14 protein-coding genes are annotated in these 16759 nt (G+C 64.2%); 11 read left to right on the forward strand and 3 right to left on the reverse strand.

Going from position 1 to position 16759, the window contains the following annotated elements; all coding sequences use genetic code 11:
• Window positions 1–108 precede the first annotated feature (108 nt).
• From JOF47_RS15405 to JOF47_RS15415, 3 genes are read left to right on the forward strand one after another with little or no spacing between them, the layout of a single operon-like run.
• Window positions 109–906 carry a (Fe-S)-binding protein gene (locus JOF47_RS15405; RefSeq protein ID WP_209999973.1) on the forward strand — a complete coding sequence of 266 codons (798 nt, stop codon included), beginning with the start codon at window positions 109–111 and terminating at the stop codon, window positions 904–906.
• Entirely contained in the window at window positions 907–2412 is a 1506-nt protein-coding gene (locus tag JOF47_RS15410; RefSeq protein ID WP_209999974.1) for a LutB/LldF family L-lactate oxidation iron-sulfur protein, read from the forward strand.
• 4 nt (window positions 2413–2416) lie between these two features.
• Window positions 2417–3055: a LutC/YkgG family protein gene (locus JOF47_RS15415; protein WP_209999975.1), complete on the forward strand. Its 639-nt coding sequence runs from the start codon at window positions 2417–2419 to the stop codon at window positions 3053–3055.
• A 109-nt stretch (window positions 3056–3164) separates the two neighbouring features.
• Here the strand turns inward: JOF47_RS15415 and JOF47_RS15420 are convergent, their stop codons facing one another.
• Window positions 3165–4250 carry a zinc-binding dehydrogenase gene (locus tag JOF47_RS15420; RefSeq protein ID WP_209999977.1) on the reverse strand — a complete coding sequence of 362 codons (1086 nt, stop codon included), beginning with the start codon at window positions 4248–4250 and terminating at the stop codon, window positions 3165–3167.
• Between the two features lie 662 nt (window positions 4251–4912).
• Between JOF47_RS15420 and JOF47_RS15425 the strand changes: the two genes are divergently transcribed.
• Window positions 4913–6346, forward strand: coding sequence for an Rv1352/Rv1906c domain-containing protein (locus JOF47_RS15425; protein WP_209999980.1), 1434 nt, complete (start codon window positions 4913–4915; stop codon window positions 6344–6346).
• Window positions 6347–6474: 128 nt separating this feature from the next.
• Window positions 6475–7614 (forward strand): RsiV family protein, encoded by a 1140-nt coding sequence (locus tag JOF47_RS15430; protein WP_209999981.1) that lies wholly within the window; start codon window positions 6475–6477, stop codon window positions 7612–7614.
• Window positions 7615–7789: 175 nt separating this feature from the next.
• Here the strand turns inward: JOF47_RS15430 and JOF47_RS15435 are convergent, their stop codons facing one another.
• Together JOF47_RS15435 and JOF47_RS15440 are read right to left on the reverse strand one after the other, a co-directional pair.
• The gene (locus JOF47_RS15435) at window positions 7790–8338 is read right to left on the reverse strand and encodes a hypothetical protein (RefSeq protein ID WP_209999983.1); all 549 of its coding nucleotides are present in this window, start codon (window positions 8336–8338) and stop codon (window positions 7790–7792) included.
• Window positions 8339–8509: 171 nt separating this feature from the next.
• Window positions 8510–10249: an L-aspartate oxidase gene (locus JOF47_RS15440; RefSeq protein ID WP_209999986.1), complete on the reverse strand. Its 1740-nt coding sequence runs from the start codon at window positions 10247–10249 to the stop codon at window positions 8510–8512.
• A gap of 78 nt (window positions 10250–10327) precedes the next feature.
• Here JOF47_RS15440 and JOF47_RS15445 point away from each other — a divergent pair, with 78 nt between their 5' ends.
• The 6 genes from JOF47_RS15445 (at window position 10328) to JOF47_RS15470 (ending at window position 16755) form a co-directional block, all read left to right on the forward strand.
• The gene (locus tag JOF47_RS15445) at window positions 10328–11269 is read left to right on the forward strand and encodes a LysR family transcriptional regulator (protein WP_209999989.1); all 942 of its coding nucleotides are present in this window, start codon (window positions 10328–10330) and stop codon (window positions 11267–11269) included.
• 158 nt (window positions 11270–11427) lie between these two features.
• Window positions 11428–12249 carry a DUF4184 family protein gene (locus JOF47_RS15450; RefSeq protein ID WP_209999991.1) on the forward strand — a complete coding sequence of 274 codons (822 nt, stop codon included), beginning with the start codon at window positions 11428–11430 and terminating at the stop codon, window positions 12247–12249.
• 407 nt (window positions 12250–12656) lie between these two features.
• Window positions 12657–13148: a nucleoside deaminase gene (locus tag JOF47_RS15455; protein WP_209999994.1), complete on the forward strand. Its 492-nt coding sequence runs from the start codon at window positions 12657–12659 to the stop codon at window positions 13146–13148.
• A gap of 14 nt (window positions 13149–13162) precedes the next feature.
• Window positions 13163–14659: an NCS2 family permease gene (locus JOF47_RS15460; protein ID WP_209999996.1), complete on the forward strand. Its 1497-nt coding sequence runs from the start codon at window positions 13163–13165 to the stop codon at window positions 14657–14659.
• Between the two features lie 42 nt (window positions 14660–14701).
• The gene (locus JOF47_RS15465) at window positions 14702–15916 is read left to right on the forward strand and encodes an XdhC family protein (protein WP_209999997.1); all 1215 of its coding nucleotides are present in this window, start codon (window positions 14702–14704) and stop codon (window positions 15914–15916) included.
• Window positions 15907–16755 carry an FAD binding domain-containing protein gene (locus tag JOF47_RS15470; protein WP_209999998.1) on the forward strand — a complete coding sequence of 283 codons (849 nt, stop codon included), beginning with the start codon at window positions 15907–15909 and terminating at the stop codon, window positions 16753–16755. Before JOF47_RS15465 ends, JOF47_RS15470 begins: the two co-directional genes overlap by 10 nt.
• The last annotated feature ends 4 nt before the right edge of the window (window positions 16756–16759 follow it).

Genomic DNA, 16759 nt, shown 5'->3' on the forward strand with positions numbered 1-16759 from the left:
GCCCGGATATGACACGGTTTTTCCTGATCGGATAGACGTACGGGCACCAGCGACCTAGTATGGTCTGACCACATCAATTTCTCGGCAGAGCACGCCGGAAGGGTCCCCATGAAGATCGCACTTTTCGCCACATGCATCGTCGATGCCATGTATCCGCAAACCGCGCGCGCCACGGTCAAGATCCTTGAACGCCTCGGCCACGAGGTCGTCTTCCCCTCAGGCCAGGCCTGCTGCGGGCAGATGCACATCAACTCCGGCTACATGGACGAGGCCCTTCCGGTTGTCACCAACCACGTCGAGGCATTCGAGGCCGAGGCCTACGACGTCGCCGTCGCCCCGTCCGGATCCTGCGTCGCCTCGGTCAAGCACCAACACCCGGTGCTGGCCGAACGCTGCGGCGATTCCGCGCTGAAGGCACGGGCGGAGGCCGTGGGGGCGAAGACCTTCGAACTTTCCCAGCTACTGGTCGACGTCCTGGGTGTAACCGATGCCGCCGAACAGCTCGGATCGCATTTCCCGCACAAGATCACCTACCACCCCTCCTGCCACGGCATGCGTTCGCTGCGGTTGGGCGATCGCCAACTGGACCTGCTCAAGTCCGTGGGCGGCATCGAGGTCGCCGACCTGCCCGAAGCCGACCAATGCTGTGGCTTCGGCGGCACCTTCTCCATGAAGAACGCGGACGTCTCCTCGGCCATGCTTGAGGACAAGACCAACAACGTGAAATCCACCGGTGCCTCGCTGTGCTCCGGCGGGGATGCCTCCTGCCTGATGCACATCGGCGGCGGGCTCTCGCGCACCAAGTCCGCGGCGACCACGCTGCACTTCGCCGAGATCCTGGCCAGCACCCTCGACGAGCCGGTCTCCGTGACAGGTCAGGTCTTTGTGGGAAAGGGCGGCAAGTAAATGAGCAACGTCTTCATGGGAATGCCAACGCTCCCGGTCTTCGGGATGGGCAACCTGCACATCGAGGAGCCGTTCCCGGCCGCCGCGCACCGCGAACTGGGCAACACCCAGATGCGCGCCAACCTGCGCCATGCCACCCACACCATCCGCGACAAGCGGCTCAAGGTGGTTGCGGAACTCCCCGACTGGGAAGAACTGCGCGACGCCGGCTCCGCCACCAAGAACCACGTCATGGCAAACCTGCCGGCGCTGCTTGAGGAGTTCGAGAAGAACTTCACCGCCCGCGGCGGAACCATCCACTGGGCCCGCGACGCCCACGAGGCCAACAAGATCGTTGCCGACCTGATCCGCGAGCAGGGCACCACCGAGGTCGTCAAGGTGAAGTCCATGGCCACCCAGGAAATCGGGCTCAACGAGTACCTCGAGGAACGCGGCATCTCCGCCTTCGAGACCGACCTCGCCGAGCTGATCGTCCAACTGGGCCACGACAAGCCCAGCCACATCCTGGTCCCGGCCATCCACAAGAACCGCACCGAGGTCCGCGACATCTTCCTGAAAGAGATGCCGAACGTGGACCCGGACCTCACCGACGAACCGCGCAAGCTGGCCATGGCCGCCCGCGCCCACCTGCGCCGCAAGTTCCTCTCCGCCAAGGTCGCCGTCTCCGGCGCCAACTTCGCCCTCGCCGACTCCGGCACCCTGGCGGTTGTCGAATCCGAGGGCAACGGCCGGATGTGCCTAACGCTGCCCGAAACGCTGATCACCGTCATGGGGATCGAGAAGCTGCTGCCGGGCAAGGAGGACCTCGAGGTCTTCATGCAGCTGCTGCCGCGTTCCTCCACCGGCGAGCGCATGAACCCCTACACCTCGCTGTGGACGGGTGTCACCGAGGGCGACGGGCCGCAGAACGTGCACCTGATCCTGCTGGACAACGGGCGCACCGCGGCGCTGGCGGACAAGTACGGGCGCACCGCGCTGAACTGCATCCGCTGCTCGGCCTGCATGAACGTGTGCCCGGTCTACGAGCGCACCGGCGGCCACGCCTACGGATCGACCTACCCGGGCCCGATCGGCGCGATCCTCTCCCCGCTGCTCACCGGCATCAAGTCCGAGGAAAACAGCTCGCTGCCCTACGCCTCGTCGCTCTGCGGGGCATGCTACGACGCCTGCCCGGTGAAGATCAACATCCCCGAGATCCTGGTGCACCTGCGCGGCGAGGACGTCGATTCCAAGCGCGGCGCGAAGAAGCTTCCGAGCCAGATGGACCTCATGATGAAGGGCGCCAGCTGGGCGTTCTCCTCCGGCAAGCACCTGGCCCTGCTGGAAAAGGGCCTGCCGCTGGGCAAGCTCGCCGCGGGACGCGACAAGAAAATCAAGGCCCTTCCGGGCATCGCCGCCGGCTGGACCCAGTCCCGCGACATGCTCGCACCTCCCACGCAGTCCTTCCGCGACTGGTGGAAGAAGGACCACACACCGGTTGCCCCTACCCACAAGCAGGAGAACTAAGCAGATGAGCGCCAAGGAAGAAATCCTCGCCCGCATCACCTCCGCGCTGCACGACGCCCCGGTCCCCGCTCCCATCCCCCGCGAATACCGGAAGGGCTCGGACATGCCGCGGGCGGAGCTCATTGAGCTGCTGGTCGACAGGCTCGAGGACTACAAGGCCCACGTGGACGTCGTGGAGCAGGAAGAGCTTCCCGCGACCATTGCCGAACGGCTCAGGGATGCGGCAAGCTACGTTGTCCCCCATGGCATCGACGAGGCCTGGCTGGCCGATGCCGCGCTCGCCAACGACGGCCGCCGCCGCATCGACGCCCCGGGCGCCGTGCTGAGCGTGACCGATCTGGATGAGACCGGTGCCGTGCTGACGTCCTCGGCGGTGTCGATCGCCGAGTCGGGCACCATCGTGCTGGACGGAACCCCCAGCCAGGGACGCCGGGCCATTTCCCTGGTCCCGGACCACCACGTGTGCGTGGTTCCCGTATCCAGCATCGTGCGCCTGCTGCCCGAGGCGCTGCCGCGCATGGACATCAGCCGACCGCTGACCTGGATCTCGGGCCCGAGCGCCACCAGCGACATCGAGCTCGAACGCGTCGAGGGCGTGCACGGCCCGCGCCGGCTGGACGTCATCATCGTCAAGGGGCTCTAGCTTCCAAGCACCTCAGGGAACCCCGCCGGCGCACCATGGAGCGCTCGCGACAGGGTTCCCCGGGTGTTCGACCTGTCCGGCGGAAGGAGACCCGTTCCGCCGCGTCGCCTCAGAAGCGGGTGATGACAACCCGGGTCACGGTGGGATCCTTCAACGACTCGTAGCCCGCTTCCACCTCGTCCAGGCTGATTTCCCTCGAAATCATGCCGTCGAGTTGGAGCTCTCCCGCGAGGTACATGTCGACGTATCTCGGCACGTCGCGACGCAGAACGCCCGAGCCCATGTGGATGCCGGTGATGGAGTTCTGTCCCTGGAGCAGGGCACGTCCGTCGACGTTCATCGTCTGGCCGTGCGTCACGCCGATCAAGTACAAGCCACCGCCCTTGCCCAGCATCGCAATGCCTTGCTCCTGGACCTTTCCGATGCCCACGAAGTCGAAGACATGGTCCGCGCCGCCGCCGGTGATCTCCTTGACCGCCGCGACCGGGTCCTCCTCCGCTGAATTGACGGTGTGCGTGGCACCAAATGCCCGTGCCTTGTCGAGCTTTTCCGCCGCAACATCGATCACGATGATCGGCGATGCGCCGGCGATCACGGCTCCGTTGACCCCGTTGAGTCCGACGCCGCCGGCTCCCACGATCACGACGCTCTCGCCTGGCCGGACCCTCGCCGCATTGAGCACCGCACCCGTGCCGGTGAGTCCGCCGCATCCGAGCAGCGCCGCCTGGGGGAACGGCATCTCGTCCGCAATTTTCACCAGCTGGTTGGAATGGACGAGGGCTTGCTGGGCGAAGGCGCCCAACCCGAAGCCCTGCGCCACGTCGGTGCCGTCTCGCGTCAACCGCGGCGGCTGGTCGGCGTTGCGGAGCGTGGCCTCCCGCTGGAGACATTGGAAACTGCGGTCCGCGAGGCAGTTCGCGCAACGCCCGCAGAACTGGATGAGGGATCCGACCACATGGTCGCCAACCGTGAAATCCGTGACCTCGGACCCGACCTTGGTCACGATTCCGGCAAGCTCGTGCCCGAAGACCGCCGGCACGGGGTGATCATGACGGTGGCCCGCCACACTCAGGTCGGTGCGGCAGAGCCCGGCTGCCTTGACCTCGACCAGAACCTCTTGACCGATCGGATCGTCAATGGCGATGTCTTCGACGTTGAATCCGCCGCCAATTTCACGCACGACAACTGCTTTCATCTTTGATTTCTCCTTGATTCGGGCTCACCAGGAAGACACCGCCTGTGGTGCAGATCACTATATGGTGTCCATTTTCCGATCGGGCCCTTCCGACCCGTGACTCATCGGACTCCCCTCCCTCCTCGCCCCGCAAGGCTTGCGTTGTTCAAAGGAGTGGCTGACTTGGGGCTTCCCTCCGTTGCAAGACGGGTTTCGGGGATTTTCCACCCCGAGTGATGATGCCGGGCTGGGCAAAGGGTGATAGCCAGCTTCATTAACGGTGATAGCCGACTCGACGAACAATGTCGGTCCAGCAACGGAAGTGCCCGGTTCTTTTGAATTCTTCGTTGCCAAAGATTGCCACCCTTTGGCAAGCGGGTGGCAAAACCCTTCTCGATCCGGAACACATCATCGTTTTTTGTCACAGTCCAGGACGTTCCCCTCCCCCGGCTGACGACTGGCATGCTGCGGGCCTAGAAAGCAGAGCTCACGGTGGCCAATCTCGAATAAGGCCCAGCGGGTCGTTGGATATGCACATCTCCAACGGTCAACCGGGATGCCACGCTAATGGTTTAAGAAACAGGCAAATCGTCTTCGTTCGATGTATAAATAAGGTTGACCTGTCGCTACCCGGACGGGCTGACAACTACATGCGCTGGAGACGGCAAGAAATGTTGGGGGACATGAAGAAATACATCCAGGACTGGCGGAATGCCGGCCTATCCATGATTGTTGCCGCCGGATTGTTGCTGGGAGGCATGGCCGTGGCTCCTGCCGCAGGCGCTGCCCCGGTACCCGTTCCGGCAAGCGTTTCAGTCCACACCGCAGTCATCGCACCGAAGATCACCGGGGACGTGAAGGTCGGCTCGCGAATCAGCATCGACCTCGGGGACGTGACCGGTACCGACTGGGCCTACCTCGATCTGTACCTGGACGGCGAGTGGGAAGATGTTCTGGACCCGGTGGGCGACATCGTCCGCTACACCATTCCGGCCCATGCCGCCGGTAAGAAGCTGACCTTTGAGGGGTCGTACTGGGACGAGGGAAACTTCGGTGAATTCACGCTCGACGGCGGCATGGTCACTGGCGGAATCATCAAGCCTTCCAAATCCCTGAAGATCAGCGGAACAGCACGGTACGGATCCACGCTCAAGGTCAGCGCCGGCTGGCCGTCCGGGTCCAAGGCCAGCTACCAGTGGTACCGCGGCACGAGCAAAATCAGCGGCGCCACGAAGACCGCCTACAAGCCGATCTCCCGGGATATCGGCAAGACCATCTCGGTAAAGGCCACTGTCAAGAAGGTGGGCTTCAACGATTTCAGCGCAACTGCCAAGTCTGCGAAGGCCAGCAAGGGTGAACTCTCCACGAAAACCGCGCCGAAGGTCTCCGGTACCAAGAAAGCCGGACACACGCTCAAAGTGAGCAAGGGCAGCTACTCGGCCAAGCCATCGTCATACGACTACCGCTGGTACCGCGGCTCGAGCAAGATCAAGGGCGCTACCAAGTCCAACTATCGTGTGACCTCTTCCGACGTGGGCAAGAAGATCACGGCCAAGGTAACCATCAAGCGAAGCCACTATTCCACCAGGACGGTTGCGAGCCGTGCAGTGAGCATCCCCCGGCCACCGAAGCCGCCGCGGGTGGTCATCAGAGGCGACGGCACGTACCGGGTCGGCTCCGGAATCAAGCCAGGGCTGTACAAAGCCACCGGTGGCACCAGCTGCTACTGGGCAACACTGAGCGGTTTCTCGGGGTCGTTCGATGAAATCAACCACAACTATTTGGGCACCGGCAACACGTACGTGCGCATCACCTCGTCTGACAAAGGCTTCAAGACCAGCCGCTGCGGCAGCTGGAAGACCGTCTCCAGCTCCGGACCCAAGGCCAGCAAGATCACCCGGGACGGCACCTACCGCGTCGGCATCGACATCAAGCCGGGGACATATGTAGGCCGTAGCTCCGGCGACAGCTGCTACTGGGCGGTCCTCAACGACTTCACTGGAGATTTTGACGAAATCGAGGACAACTACTTGGGTTCAGCCCGGACCATCGTGGACATTCCGTCCAGTGCCGCGGGCTTCAAGGTCAGCCGCTGCGGCACCTTGGTGCGCGACTAGAAACAGGGACGAACGCCCCGCCTCTGCCGATCCCGGTAAAGATGTCAGCGTTCAAATTCGGCCCGCAGAAAAGCTCCGCTTTCCTGCGGGCCGAACCAAAAAACCTTTGCACCTTTGGAGTCACACTTGTGAAAAAACTGAAAGCCTCGCTGGTTGCGGCTGCCCTGCTCACCGGACTTCTCGCCCAAGCCACGCCTGCCACGGCGCTACCGGCAACCGTCCCGGCAGCGAATGTTTCCGTACAAGCAACGGGCATCCTGTCCGCAAAGAAAACGGTCTCCTCGAAGATCGAGGTCCCGAAGGCCAAGACAAAGGTGGTCACGAAGCCGTTCCGGACCAAGCAGGCCCTGCGGATTCCGGTACTAAAGGGCTCCACCGCCAAGAACCGGAAGCTTTTCGCCGGGCACGTCAACACCATGGTTGTGGCCGAAAAAAGGTTCCTCTCCAAGTGGCGGTCGGGTCTTTCCGACTGCAGGTACGAGGCCTATCTCGGTGCATCGGTCTCCGCCGCCGTATATAAGTCCCGCTATGCCTCGGTTACCATGACTTTCTCGAGCGACCCCGGCTGCGGGGGCGTGTCCCACAGCAATCCGCGATCCTTCACCCTGGATTTGAAGACAGGTAAGAAAGTGGGGATCTCGACCTTCCTGGACCAGGACGACCTCACCACCAAGTTGGCGACTGTGGCCAACCTTGCGACCAAAGACTCCTGCGCGGCAATGACCCTCTCTGACACCTGGGCTTCTGAATCCAACCGGGGCAACCCGATCCCCCGACCGGATGCCTGGTCCGTCTCCTCCAAGGGCGTTCGTGTCTCCTACGAGAAGTACACCATCGCGGCCGGGGCCTGCGGTTCACCGTCCGTGGTCCTGCCATGGTCCGAGGTCGCCCCTGCCAAGTCCATGAAGGGCGCCGTCAAGTCCCGCGTTTATGTCTCGGACTTCAAGTGGAACAAGACCTGGGGAGAATACGAGGGAAACGTCGTTGTCCTGTCCACTCAGGGACGCAAGGTGGCATTGTTGAAGGGTGCGCTCTTGGGTCATGAGGCTTCCTTCTGCGGGCTCGGCGTCCGGAGCGGACGCGATGCCACGTTCTTGGACCAATACGACACTAAAACCAAGGTCAAGATTCGGTTGGCAGACTCCTCAAGTAACCCCAAGCTCTCTAAGTCTTCGCTGAAGAACGGCTTGCGTCTGGCCACAGCAAAGGAAACTCAGATCGCCAAGTCCTATGTGGGTTCCACCAACGCCATCCGGATGTGCGGCTAACAAGAGAAGACCCAAACATGATTCCGGTAACCCTCGTCGAGCTCGACTAACGCCTTCTGCACGGCGAGGACAGTGCCGGCTGGACATGATCAAGTGGCTCCAACCCCGGACACCAAGAGGTGGCCCCCACCCTTCGTGGGGGCCACCTCTTTCCAATCTGCGACCAATTCTCGGGCTAGCGCCCGCCGATCACTCCCTTCTCGATGGCCTTGGTGACGGCGTCAGCCTCGGCCTGCGTGAGGGTTCCGTCGCCCACCGCCGCATCCAGCTTCGACTTCATCTCGGTCGCCCGCTCGGTCTGGGCATCCGCACGGAGTTCCTCCAGGGCCGCGGTGACCTTGGATTCCTCGATGCCCAGCGAGTCGGCCAGGGACTTGGCCAGCGCCGCATCCATCGCGGTGCGGTCCGGCTCGGTGCCGTCCTGCTTGGTCCCATCAGCAGGACGCTCGGTCGGCTTGTTGGCCTTCCTGAACGTGTCCAGCGCGTCGCTGAGCTTGCTCTCGTCGACGCCCAGCTTCTCGGCCAGGCCGGAGGCCATTTCCCGACCCCCGCCGCGGTGTCCGTCGGGTCCTCCGCGTTCGGCTGGTGCGGACTGCGTGGTGCCGGTGGTCGCGTCGGAGGAGCTGGAATCGGCTGCGGAGGCTCCCCCCGCCAGACCCAGCCCGGCGACCAGAGCCAAAGCCGCGGCGGAGGTGCCCAATGCGATCTTCTTTTTCATTGCCATGTGTATTCCCTTCAGTGGCCGCCCGGAGCGGTACCAGTTGGTGGTCCGGCATGCCTCGCCGGCTCCGTATCAACATTGCTCGACGCTGTTATGTCGGGACTGTTCGAGAGCTGGCAACGGGCTGTGACAACTGGAAACACCCCTCGGAGAGGGAAAGTGTTGGCCCTGCTGCTACTCGACCAGCTTGCCGGCCGTCGACACTTCCTTGATCAGCTCCGCGATTTCCGCGGGGATCTCCGGAATCTCCTCGCGTACCACGCCCGTATTTGGCGACCACACTAGGTTGACCTGCAACGACGGATCCATCTCCGGGTAGTCGCTGCGGTTGTGGCAGCCGCGGGTCTCGCGGCGCTCGACGGCCGCCTCCAGGGTTGCACGCGCAGCCAGGGCCGAGGCCTTCAGGTCGAAAGCGTGTGCAAGGTCCTGGTACCCGGCGATGTCCGGGTGGATGCCCACGTTTCCCATGCGCTCCTCGATCTCATCGAGCTTGGCCAGCCCTGCCTTCAGGCCCTCTTCGTCCCGCACCACACCGGCATGCTCGGTCATCATGTTGCGGATGGCGCGCTGCAGTGCCCGGACGTTTTCGTGTCCGTCGGCAGCCAGCAGGTTGTCCAGTTCCGCCCGCGCCAAGGCCAGCGCCTCGGCAGAACGCGGCTGGGAATCCAGCGAGGACGAGTACTTGGCCGCCGCCCGTGCAACGATGCGTCCGAAGACCAGCAATTCGATCAGGGAGTTGCCGCCCAGTCGGTTGGCGCCGTGCAGGCCGCTGGATGCCTCGCCGATTGCATAGAGGCCGTCGACATCGGTGCTGTGGTCCTCCGGGCGGACCCAGACCCCGCCCATTGAGTAGTGCGCGGTGGGCGCGATCTCGATCGGCTCCTGCGTGATGTCGAGCATCTGCAATTCCAGCATGGTTTGGTAGACGCGAGGCAGGCGCTTCATGATGGTTTCGCGCGGCAGGTGCGAGACGTCGAGCCAGACGCCGCCGTTTGCGGTGCCGCGGCCTTCCTTGATCTCGGTGTAGGCGGCCAGCGCCACGCGGTCTCGGGTCGAGAGTTCTTTGCGCACAGGGTCGTAGCGTTCCATGAACCGCTCCCCCAGCCCGTTGCGCAGGATGCCGCCTTCGCCCCGGGCGGCCTCGGAGATCAGGGTTCCCGCGGCGTTTTCCGGTTCGATGATGCCCGACGGGTGGAACTGCACGAGTTCGGGGTCGCGCAGTCGCGCTCCGGCATCGACCGCCAGGCGGAACGAGTCGCCGGTGTTCTCGTCGCGGCGCGAGGAGGTGCGGCGCCAGATGCGGTTGTGCCCGCCCGCGGCCAGGATGACGGAATCCGCGTGGATGAGGTAACGCTGTCCGCTGTTGATGTCGAAGCCGTAGGCGCCGAAGACCTGGTTCCCGCGCACCAGCAGCCGGGTGATGTACACCTCGTCCAAGATGGGGATGTCCAGCTGTTGGGCCCGGTTCACCAGGCTGCGCTGGATTTCCAGGCCGGTGTAGTCCCCGGCAAACGCGGTGCGGCGGAAGGTGTGCGCACCGAAGAAGCGCTGCGAGATACGCCCGTCTTCCTCGCGGGCAAAGCCCATCCCGTAGCGTTCCAGGTCCTGGATTCCCTGTGCGGCTCCGCGGGCGACGATCTCCACCGTGTGAGGGTTGGCCAGGTAGTAGCTTTCCTTGATGGTGTCCGCAGCATGTTGCTGCCAGGTGTCTTCCTCGTCCATGGTTCCGAGGGCCGCGTTGATGCCGCCCGCTGCGAGCGAGGTGTGCGCGTCGTTGCGTGGGCGCTTGCCCACGGCCAGCACGTCGACCCCCATTTCGGCCAGCTCGATCGCGGCCCTGAGGCCCGATCCGCCGGTGCCGATGACCAGGACGGTGGTGGAAATCTGTCGTTCGTTCTTTGTTGTTGCGCTCATGTATTCAACGCTAAGAACGGCACTTTGATTAGTCCAATGAATCCTTCGACTCATTTCGATGCATATATGCTATTGACCATGAACCTGGAACAGCTCCAAAGTTTCGTGGAAGTCGCCCGAATCGGCCATTTCACGCGCGCCGCCGCGCATCTCCACCTGGCCCAACCCTCGCTCAGCAGGCAGATTTCCACACTGGAATCGGACCTCGGCACCGCGCTTTTTCACCGCGCCCGGGGCAACATCACACTGACGGACGCCGGCGAATCCCTCCTTCCGTTGGCCAAGCGCATGCTCGCCGACGCGGACACCGTCCGCTACGAGATGCAGGAACTGGCCGGCCTGAACAAGGGACGGGTGCGCCTCGGTGCCACCCCAACGCTGTGCATCAGCCTGGTGGCCGAGGTCCTGACCTCGTTCCACTCGAAGTATCCGGGCATCGACCTGCACCTGACCGAGCGCGGGTCGCGCGGCCTGCTGGAGGAACTTGCCGGCGGGGCCCTCGATCTTGCTCTGATCACCACGTCGGAGGATCGCTCGACAGCATCCGCCAGCCTGCAGCGGATCCCGCTGCTGACCGAGGAACTTGTGGTCATCTCGGCGATCCACAGCCCAGTCCTGGAGGGCGCCCAGTCGCTCACGCTCAAGGAACTGGCGGCACTGCCGCAGATCACCTTCCACGAAAGCTACGACTTGCGGGCCGCCACCATGCTGGCCTTCCACGACGCGGGACTCACCCCGAAGGTGGTCCTCGAGGGGGCCGAAATGGATGCGGTGCTCCGGTGCGTGGAACGCGGGCTTGGCGTCGCGGTGGTTCCGGCCATGGTCCTTGTGGATCGACCCGGACTGCGCTCAGTGCGACTCTCAGAACCCCGGCTCGCACGCTCGATCAGCCTGGCCCACCGCAACGACGTGACGTTGACGCGGGCGGCCCAGGCCATGCAGCGCATGATCATCGACACGGCCAACATCCTTTCGTCGTCCAACGCCGCCACCGACGCACTGATCACCCGCGCTTCCTAGCACCGTCGGCGCCTTCCTGGGCGGGCCGGGCAGACGTGTTGGCGCCAACATCAGATGCGGCACCTCATGTCGGCGGCTGCGACTAGGCTTAAGGGCGAACCCATTCGCATCGATTCCTCGCTGCACCGTGGGCTCTGAAACGACTCTCGAGGATTCTCTTGCCATTCACACTGGCCCACCCGGCCGCCGTCCTACCGTTCCTGCGCCAGCCCTTCGTCCCGATCGCGCTTGTCGCCGGGGCCATGGCCCCGGATGTCCCCTACTTCCTCAAGGTCCCGGTCACCAGCGGCTCCTGGTACGAACCGCTGGTCAACGGCAGCAACTCGCACGATCTGGCGCAGATCCTGACCGTTGGATTCCCGCTGGCGCTGCTGCTCGCCGCAGTTTTATGGCTCGTGGCCCAGCCGGTTCGCTGGGCAGTTCCAGATGCATGGGTTCCGGACAAGGAAGCGACGCGCGGTCGACGGCCAAGCAGCGCGCGCATTGCCCTGTGGACGTTCTATTCGCTGCTCCTGGGCCTGGCCACGCACATTGTCTGGGACTCGTTCACCCACTCCTACGGCTGGATGGTCCAACAGGTTCCGTTCCTGGCCGCGCAGCCGATCGCCGGTGTGCCGATCTATCGCGTCCTGCAGCACGGCAGCACGGTGGCCGGACTTGTGCTCTTGGCGCTTTGGTACCGGAAACGGGTGAAAGCCACCCCCGCTCCGGAGAACGCCGGCAATCCGAAGGGCGCCGGCCTGCGCCTGGCACTGCTGTCACTGGTGCTCGCAATTCCCGCCCTGGCCGTCGCCGGCATCGCGGTGGTCGGGGAACTCTCCACCGGCGCCGCATTCACTCCCGAGACGTTCCTCTGGACCACCATCACGCGCGGCGGGGCCGCCTTGGTTGTGGCGCTGGTGGCCTACGCACTCGTGTGGCACGCCGTAATCTTGGCCAAAAAGTTACATACTGCCGTGGGCTCCGCCAAACAAGCCTGACTGCATTCACCACCGCTTCACCGCCGCCCTCGGATCGCTGATCCGGGGGCGCTTTGCATTCTGCATACAGTCATATCAGTGGATATTTCGACTACTTGAACACCGCCTCCGACGTGAGGAACGGCGGCAAAAATCCCATCCTGCCCCGAACACGTCGCTTCACCGCCGGGCCGAAATTTTTCGAATAATTTCACGATGCAGATAAAAACTTCCACAGAATCAGTGGCGCAGGTCACAGGATCTTGCTATCTTGGTGTTTGCCAAAGGCGGGCTTCCCGGTCGGGAAGTTATCTACCAGGCGCTACTAATCCATCAGCCATTTCGAAGCTGCGGACGGTCGCCTCGGGAAACAAACCATCGGCGACACCGATCCAGCACTTTGTCTGGAGCATAAGGAAGTCGCCACCATGTTTAGCACCACTGTTTCAACGGACCACCTTGCCGCAGCCGTGGCAATCGCCGCGGAAAATGTCCGCAATGCCGGAGGTCCCTTCGGCGCCCTGATCGTCACCGCCGACGGATCACGCTTCGAGGGAGTCAACCGGGTCACCGCAAACAATGACCCCACTGCCCACGCCGAAGTCACTGCCATTCGCAACGCCTGCTCGTCCCTGGGCACCTTCGACCTGAGTGGAGCCGTTCTCTACACCAGCTGCGAGCCATGCCCCATGTGCCTGGCCTCGGCCCTCTGGGCGCGCGTCTCACGCGTGGTCTTTGCCGCCAACCGGCACGACGCGGCAGACGCCGGATTCGACGATGCCGCCTTCTACGAATTCTTCGAGGGCGACGCGGCCGACCGCGCCAGGCTCATGCCGGTGGACCGGGTCCCCGACGACGGGTTCGACCACCTCGAGCCCTTCACCCTTTGGTCCGCGCTCGAAACTCGCGTCGAGTACTAGGCAGGGCGAGTCAGATGACCATCGTCAACACGAACCACGAGCAGACCCAACCGGCAACAACCGAACCACCGGTCCTCGCCAGTGGGTCGATGCTGGAACGCACCTTCAAGATCACCCAACGCGGATCGACGGTCAAGCGGGAAATCCGTGGCGGCATCGTCACCTTCTTCACCATGGCCTACATCGTGGTGCTCAACCCCTTGATCCTCGGCGGGTTCAGCCCCGACGCAGCCCCCGTGGACGTAGCGGGAAACTTCCTTCCCGCCGCGGCGGTCGGCGCGGCCACGGGCCTGACGGCCGGCCTGCTGACCATCGTCTTCGGCTTGGTGGCGAACCTGCCCTTCGGGCTCGCCGCGGGACTGGGCATCAATTCCTTCCTGGCAGTCTCCGTCATCGGCGATGTCACCTGGCCCGAGGCCATGGGCCTGGTCCTGCTCAACGGCATCGTCATCGTGATCTTCGCGCTGACGGGTGCCCGGACAGCCATCTTCAGGGCCATTCCCAAGGACCTGAAGGCGGCAATCACCGTCGGCATCGGCCTGTTCATCACCTTCATCGGGTTCGTTGATTCGGGCTTCGTCACCCGCACGCCGGCCGGCCCGCCGGTTCAGTTGGGCACCGACGGTTCCATTTCCGCATTCCCCACCATCGTCTTCGTCATCGGCGTGGTGCTCATGGGCGGGCTGGTGGCCCGCAAGGTCCAGGGCGGGTTGCTGATCGGCATCATCGCCACCACCATCCTGGCCGTCGTTGCCGAAAAGATCCTGCGCATCGGGGCCGCCAGCGAGGCGAACCCCGGCGGCTGGCACCTGAACGTTCCCGAGCTTTCGGGACAGATCCTCTCCATCCCCGATTTCTCCATCGTCGGGCAGTTCGATATGTTCGGCGCGTTCTCACGCATTGGCCCGCTGGCCGCGACCATGCTGGTCTTCACCCTGGTGTTCACCAACTTCTTCGACGCCATGGGAACCATGACGGGCCTTGCCAAGAGCGCCAACGTTTCCCGCAAGGACGGCACATTCCCCCGCATCAAGTCGGCCTTCGTTGTCGAGGGCATGGGCGCCGTGTTCGGCGGCATGACAAGCACCTCCTCCAACACCGTCTATGTGGATTCGGCGGCAGGCATCGGGGAAGGCGCACGCACGGGACTGGCCTCGGTGGTCACCGGCATGTTGTTCCTGGGTGCCATGTTCCTGACCCCGCTGACATCGGTGGTCCCCATCGAGGTGGCCGCATCCGCCTTGGTGGTGGTGGGCACCATGATGGCCGGGCAGATCCGCGCGATCAACTTCAAGCGCTTCTCCGTGGGCATGCCGGCATTCCTCACCCTGGTGACCATGCCGCTGACGTACTCGATCGCCAACGGCATCGGCGTCGGATTCATCTCCTGGGTGCTGATCAATTCATTGGCCGGACGCGGATCGAAGATCCACCCGCTGATGTGGGTGGTTTCGGCCGGCTTCCTGGTCTACTTCGCGCGCGGACCCATCTCCCTGCTGCTGGGCGCCTAGCCCCTGGGCTTCTTGAAGGACCTTCACGAAGGACGTTGCTCAATGCTCAATCTCCATTCGGGGTTGGACACCGCGATGGTGGCTACCGGCAATTCATTCGCCGTAGCCACCATCGTGGGCACCACCGGCTCCACCCCGCACCCCATCGGCACCTCGATGCTGATCCATGCCGACGGTTCGACGACGTCTTCCCTCTCGGGCGGATGCGTGGAGGGCGCGGTCCATGCCGCCGCACTTGAGGCACTCGAAGACGGCCGCGAACGCCGCGAACACTACGGCTATTCACCCACCGACGCCTTCGCCGTCGGTCTCACCTGTGGAGGCGAAATCGACGTGCACATTGCACCCTTTGCGCCGGATTCGTCCATGCACGAAGTGCTGGACCTCTTGGCAACATTCCACGCCACGGATCCCGTGGCACTGATCCGCCGGATCGACATCGGCTCCACCGGATCGGTGCTGGTTCCCAACCCGGCGCAGCTGGGCCTCCACGACCTCGCCGAGCTCCTGGCCCCGGTGGTCGGCCAAAACGCCAGCTCGCTGGCCGCAACGCTCAGCTTCCAGCTTGTTGCGGGCGGACGCACGGGCATCGTGGGCCTTGAGGGCGAGGGGGCTTCCTGTGCCGAAACCCCGATCGAGTTGCTCGTCGAGTCCCGGCTCAGCCCGCCGCGCATGATCGTCTTCGGCGCCAACACCTTCGCCGAGGAACTGCTCAAGCTCGCCCCGATGCTGGGCTACCAAAGCACCCTGTGCGATCCCCGCGCCGCGTTCACGCTGCAGCCGCGCTTCAACACCGCCGACGAGATTTCCACCGTGTGGCCGCACGAATACCTGGCGGCCGAGATCGCCGCGGGACGCATCGATTCGCGCACGGTGCTGTGCATCCTGACGCACGACCCCAAGTTCGAGATCCCCCTGCTGACCCTCGCGCTGCGCCAACCCGTTGCCTACATTGGAGCCATGGGTTCACGAAGCAGCCACGAGGCACGCATGCTCGCCTTGCGCGGGGAACGGGTTTCCGAGCAGGAACTTGCCCGGCTGCACTCACCGATCGGGCTTGACCTGCAGGCCGGAACCGCGGCAGAGGTGGCGATCAGCATCGCCGCCGAAATCATCGCCAGCCGCTCCGAGCACGCCACCATGAGTCCGTTGAACACCCGATCCGGGTCCATCCACTCCCGCCCGCAGTCCCGCTCCCGAGCCAAGCCCGCGGCTGCCGGCCAGACCATGACACAGGAGGACCCGGCATGGACATGAACACCATCGAAGCGGTGGTTCCCACGACCGACCCGGACCAATACCGCGACGGGGACGCCTGGCTCGCCGGGGGCACCGTGCTCTTTTCCTACGGATCCCAGACGCTGACCCGGCTGCTGGACATCACCACCGCGGGGTGGAAGGCAATCACGGTGCGCGAGGACGGCATCGAGTTCGCCGCGACCTGCACCATCGCCGAGCTCTACGCCCTGCCCGGGGACCCCGCCCTGCCGGACGGCTGGAAGGCAATGGAGCTGGTTCGGCCCGCCTGCGATGCGTTTGTTGCTTCATTCAAGGTCTGGAACCTTTCGACGATGGGCGGCAACATTGCCACCTCGCTGCCGGCCGGGCCGATCATCTCCCTGTGCTCGGCGCTGGACGCCGTTGCCGAAATCCACGGACCCGCCGGGGCCCTGCGCCGCCAGCCGGTGGCGGAACTTGTCACGGGCAACGGCAGCAACACCCTGGGACCCGGGGAGCTGATCCGCTCGCTGCATGTTCCGGCCCATGCACTGCGGGCCCGCACGGCGTTCCGCCGGCTCTCGCTCTCGAACCTCGGCCGCACGGGGGTGATGGTCATCGGACGCGTCGATGACGACGGGTTGTTCACGCTCACCGTCAGCGGATCCACCAAGCGCCCCGTCCAGCTGCGTTTTGCAGCCGGCCACCACCCACGCCCCACGGAACTTCTGGCCGAGCTGAAGTCCCGCATTGCCCCGGAGGCCTATCACGACGACATCCACGGCCGCACGCGGTGGCGCGAGGAGATGACCCATCGCCTGGGCCTGGAAGTCCTTGCCGAGCTGTTGCCCGCGACCCGCGGCCCGATCGAAGGTTGAGTCC

The organism is Paeniglutamicibacter kerguelensis (genome assembly GCF_017876535.1).
In the GTDB taxonomy this organism is placed as follows: Bacteria; Actinomycetota; Actinomycetes; order Actinomycetales; family Micrococcaceae; genus Paeniglutamicibacter; species Paeniglutamicibacter kerguelensis.

Excerpts from the sequence above, each read along its gene's own strand:
- JOF47_RS15405 (WP_209999973.1), top strand. The coding sequence starts at position 109 with ATGAAGATCGCACTTTTCGCCACATGCATCGTCGATGCCATGTATCCG.
- JOF47_RS15410 (WP_209999974.1), top strand. The coding sequence starts at position 907 with ATGAGCAACGTCTTCATGGGAATGCCAACGCTCCCGGTCTTCGGGATG.
- JOF47_RS15415 (WP_209999975.1), top strand. The coding sequence starts at position 2,417 with ATGAGCGCCAAGGAAGAAATCCTCGCCCGCATCACCTCCGCGCTGCAC.
- JOF47_RS15420 (WP_209999977.1), bottom strand. The coding sequence starts at position 4,250 with ATGAAAGCAGTTGTCGTGCGTGAAATTGGCGGCGGATTCAACGTCGAA.
- JOF47_RS15425 (WP_209999980.1), top strand. The coding sequence starts at position 4,913 with ATGAAGAAATACATCCAGGACTGGCGGAATGCCGGCCTATCCATGATT.
- JOF47_RS15435 (WP_209999983.1), bottom strand. The coding sequence starts at position 8,338 with ATGGCAATGAAAAAGAAGATCGCATTGGGCACCTCCGCCGCGGCTTTG.
- JOF47_RS15440 (WP_209999986.1), bottom strand. The coding sequence starts at position 10,249 with ATGAGCGCAACAACAAAGAACGAACGACAGATTTCCACCACCGTCCTG.
- JOF47_RS15445 (WP_209999989.1), top strand. The coding sequence starts at position 10,328 with ATGAACCTGGAACAGCTCCAAAGTTTCGTGGAAGTCGCCCGAATCGGC.
- JOF47_RS15455 (WP_209999994.1), top strand. The coding sequence starts at position 12,657 with ATGTTTAGCACCACTGTTTCAACGGACCACCTTGCCGCAGCCGTGGCA.
- JOF47_RS15460 (WP_209999996.1), top strand. The coding sequence starts at position 13,163 with ATGACCATCGTCAACACGAACCACGAGCAGACCCAACCGGCAACAACC.
- JOF47_RS15465 (WP_209999997.1), top strand. The coding sequence starts at position 14,702 with ATGCTCAATCTCCATTCGGGGTTGGACACCGCGATGGTGGCTACCGGC.
- JOF47_RS15470 (WP_209999998.1), top strand. The coding sequence starts at position 15,907 with ATGGACATGAACACCATCGAAGCGGTGGTTCCCACGACCGACCCGGAC.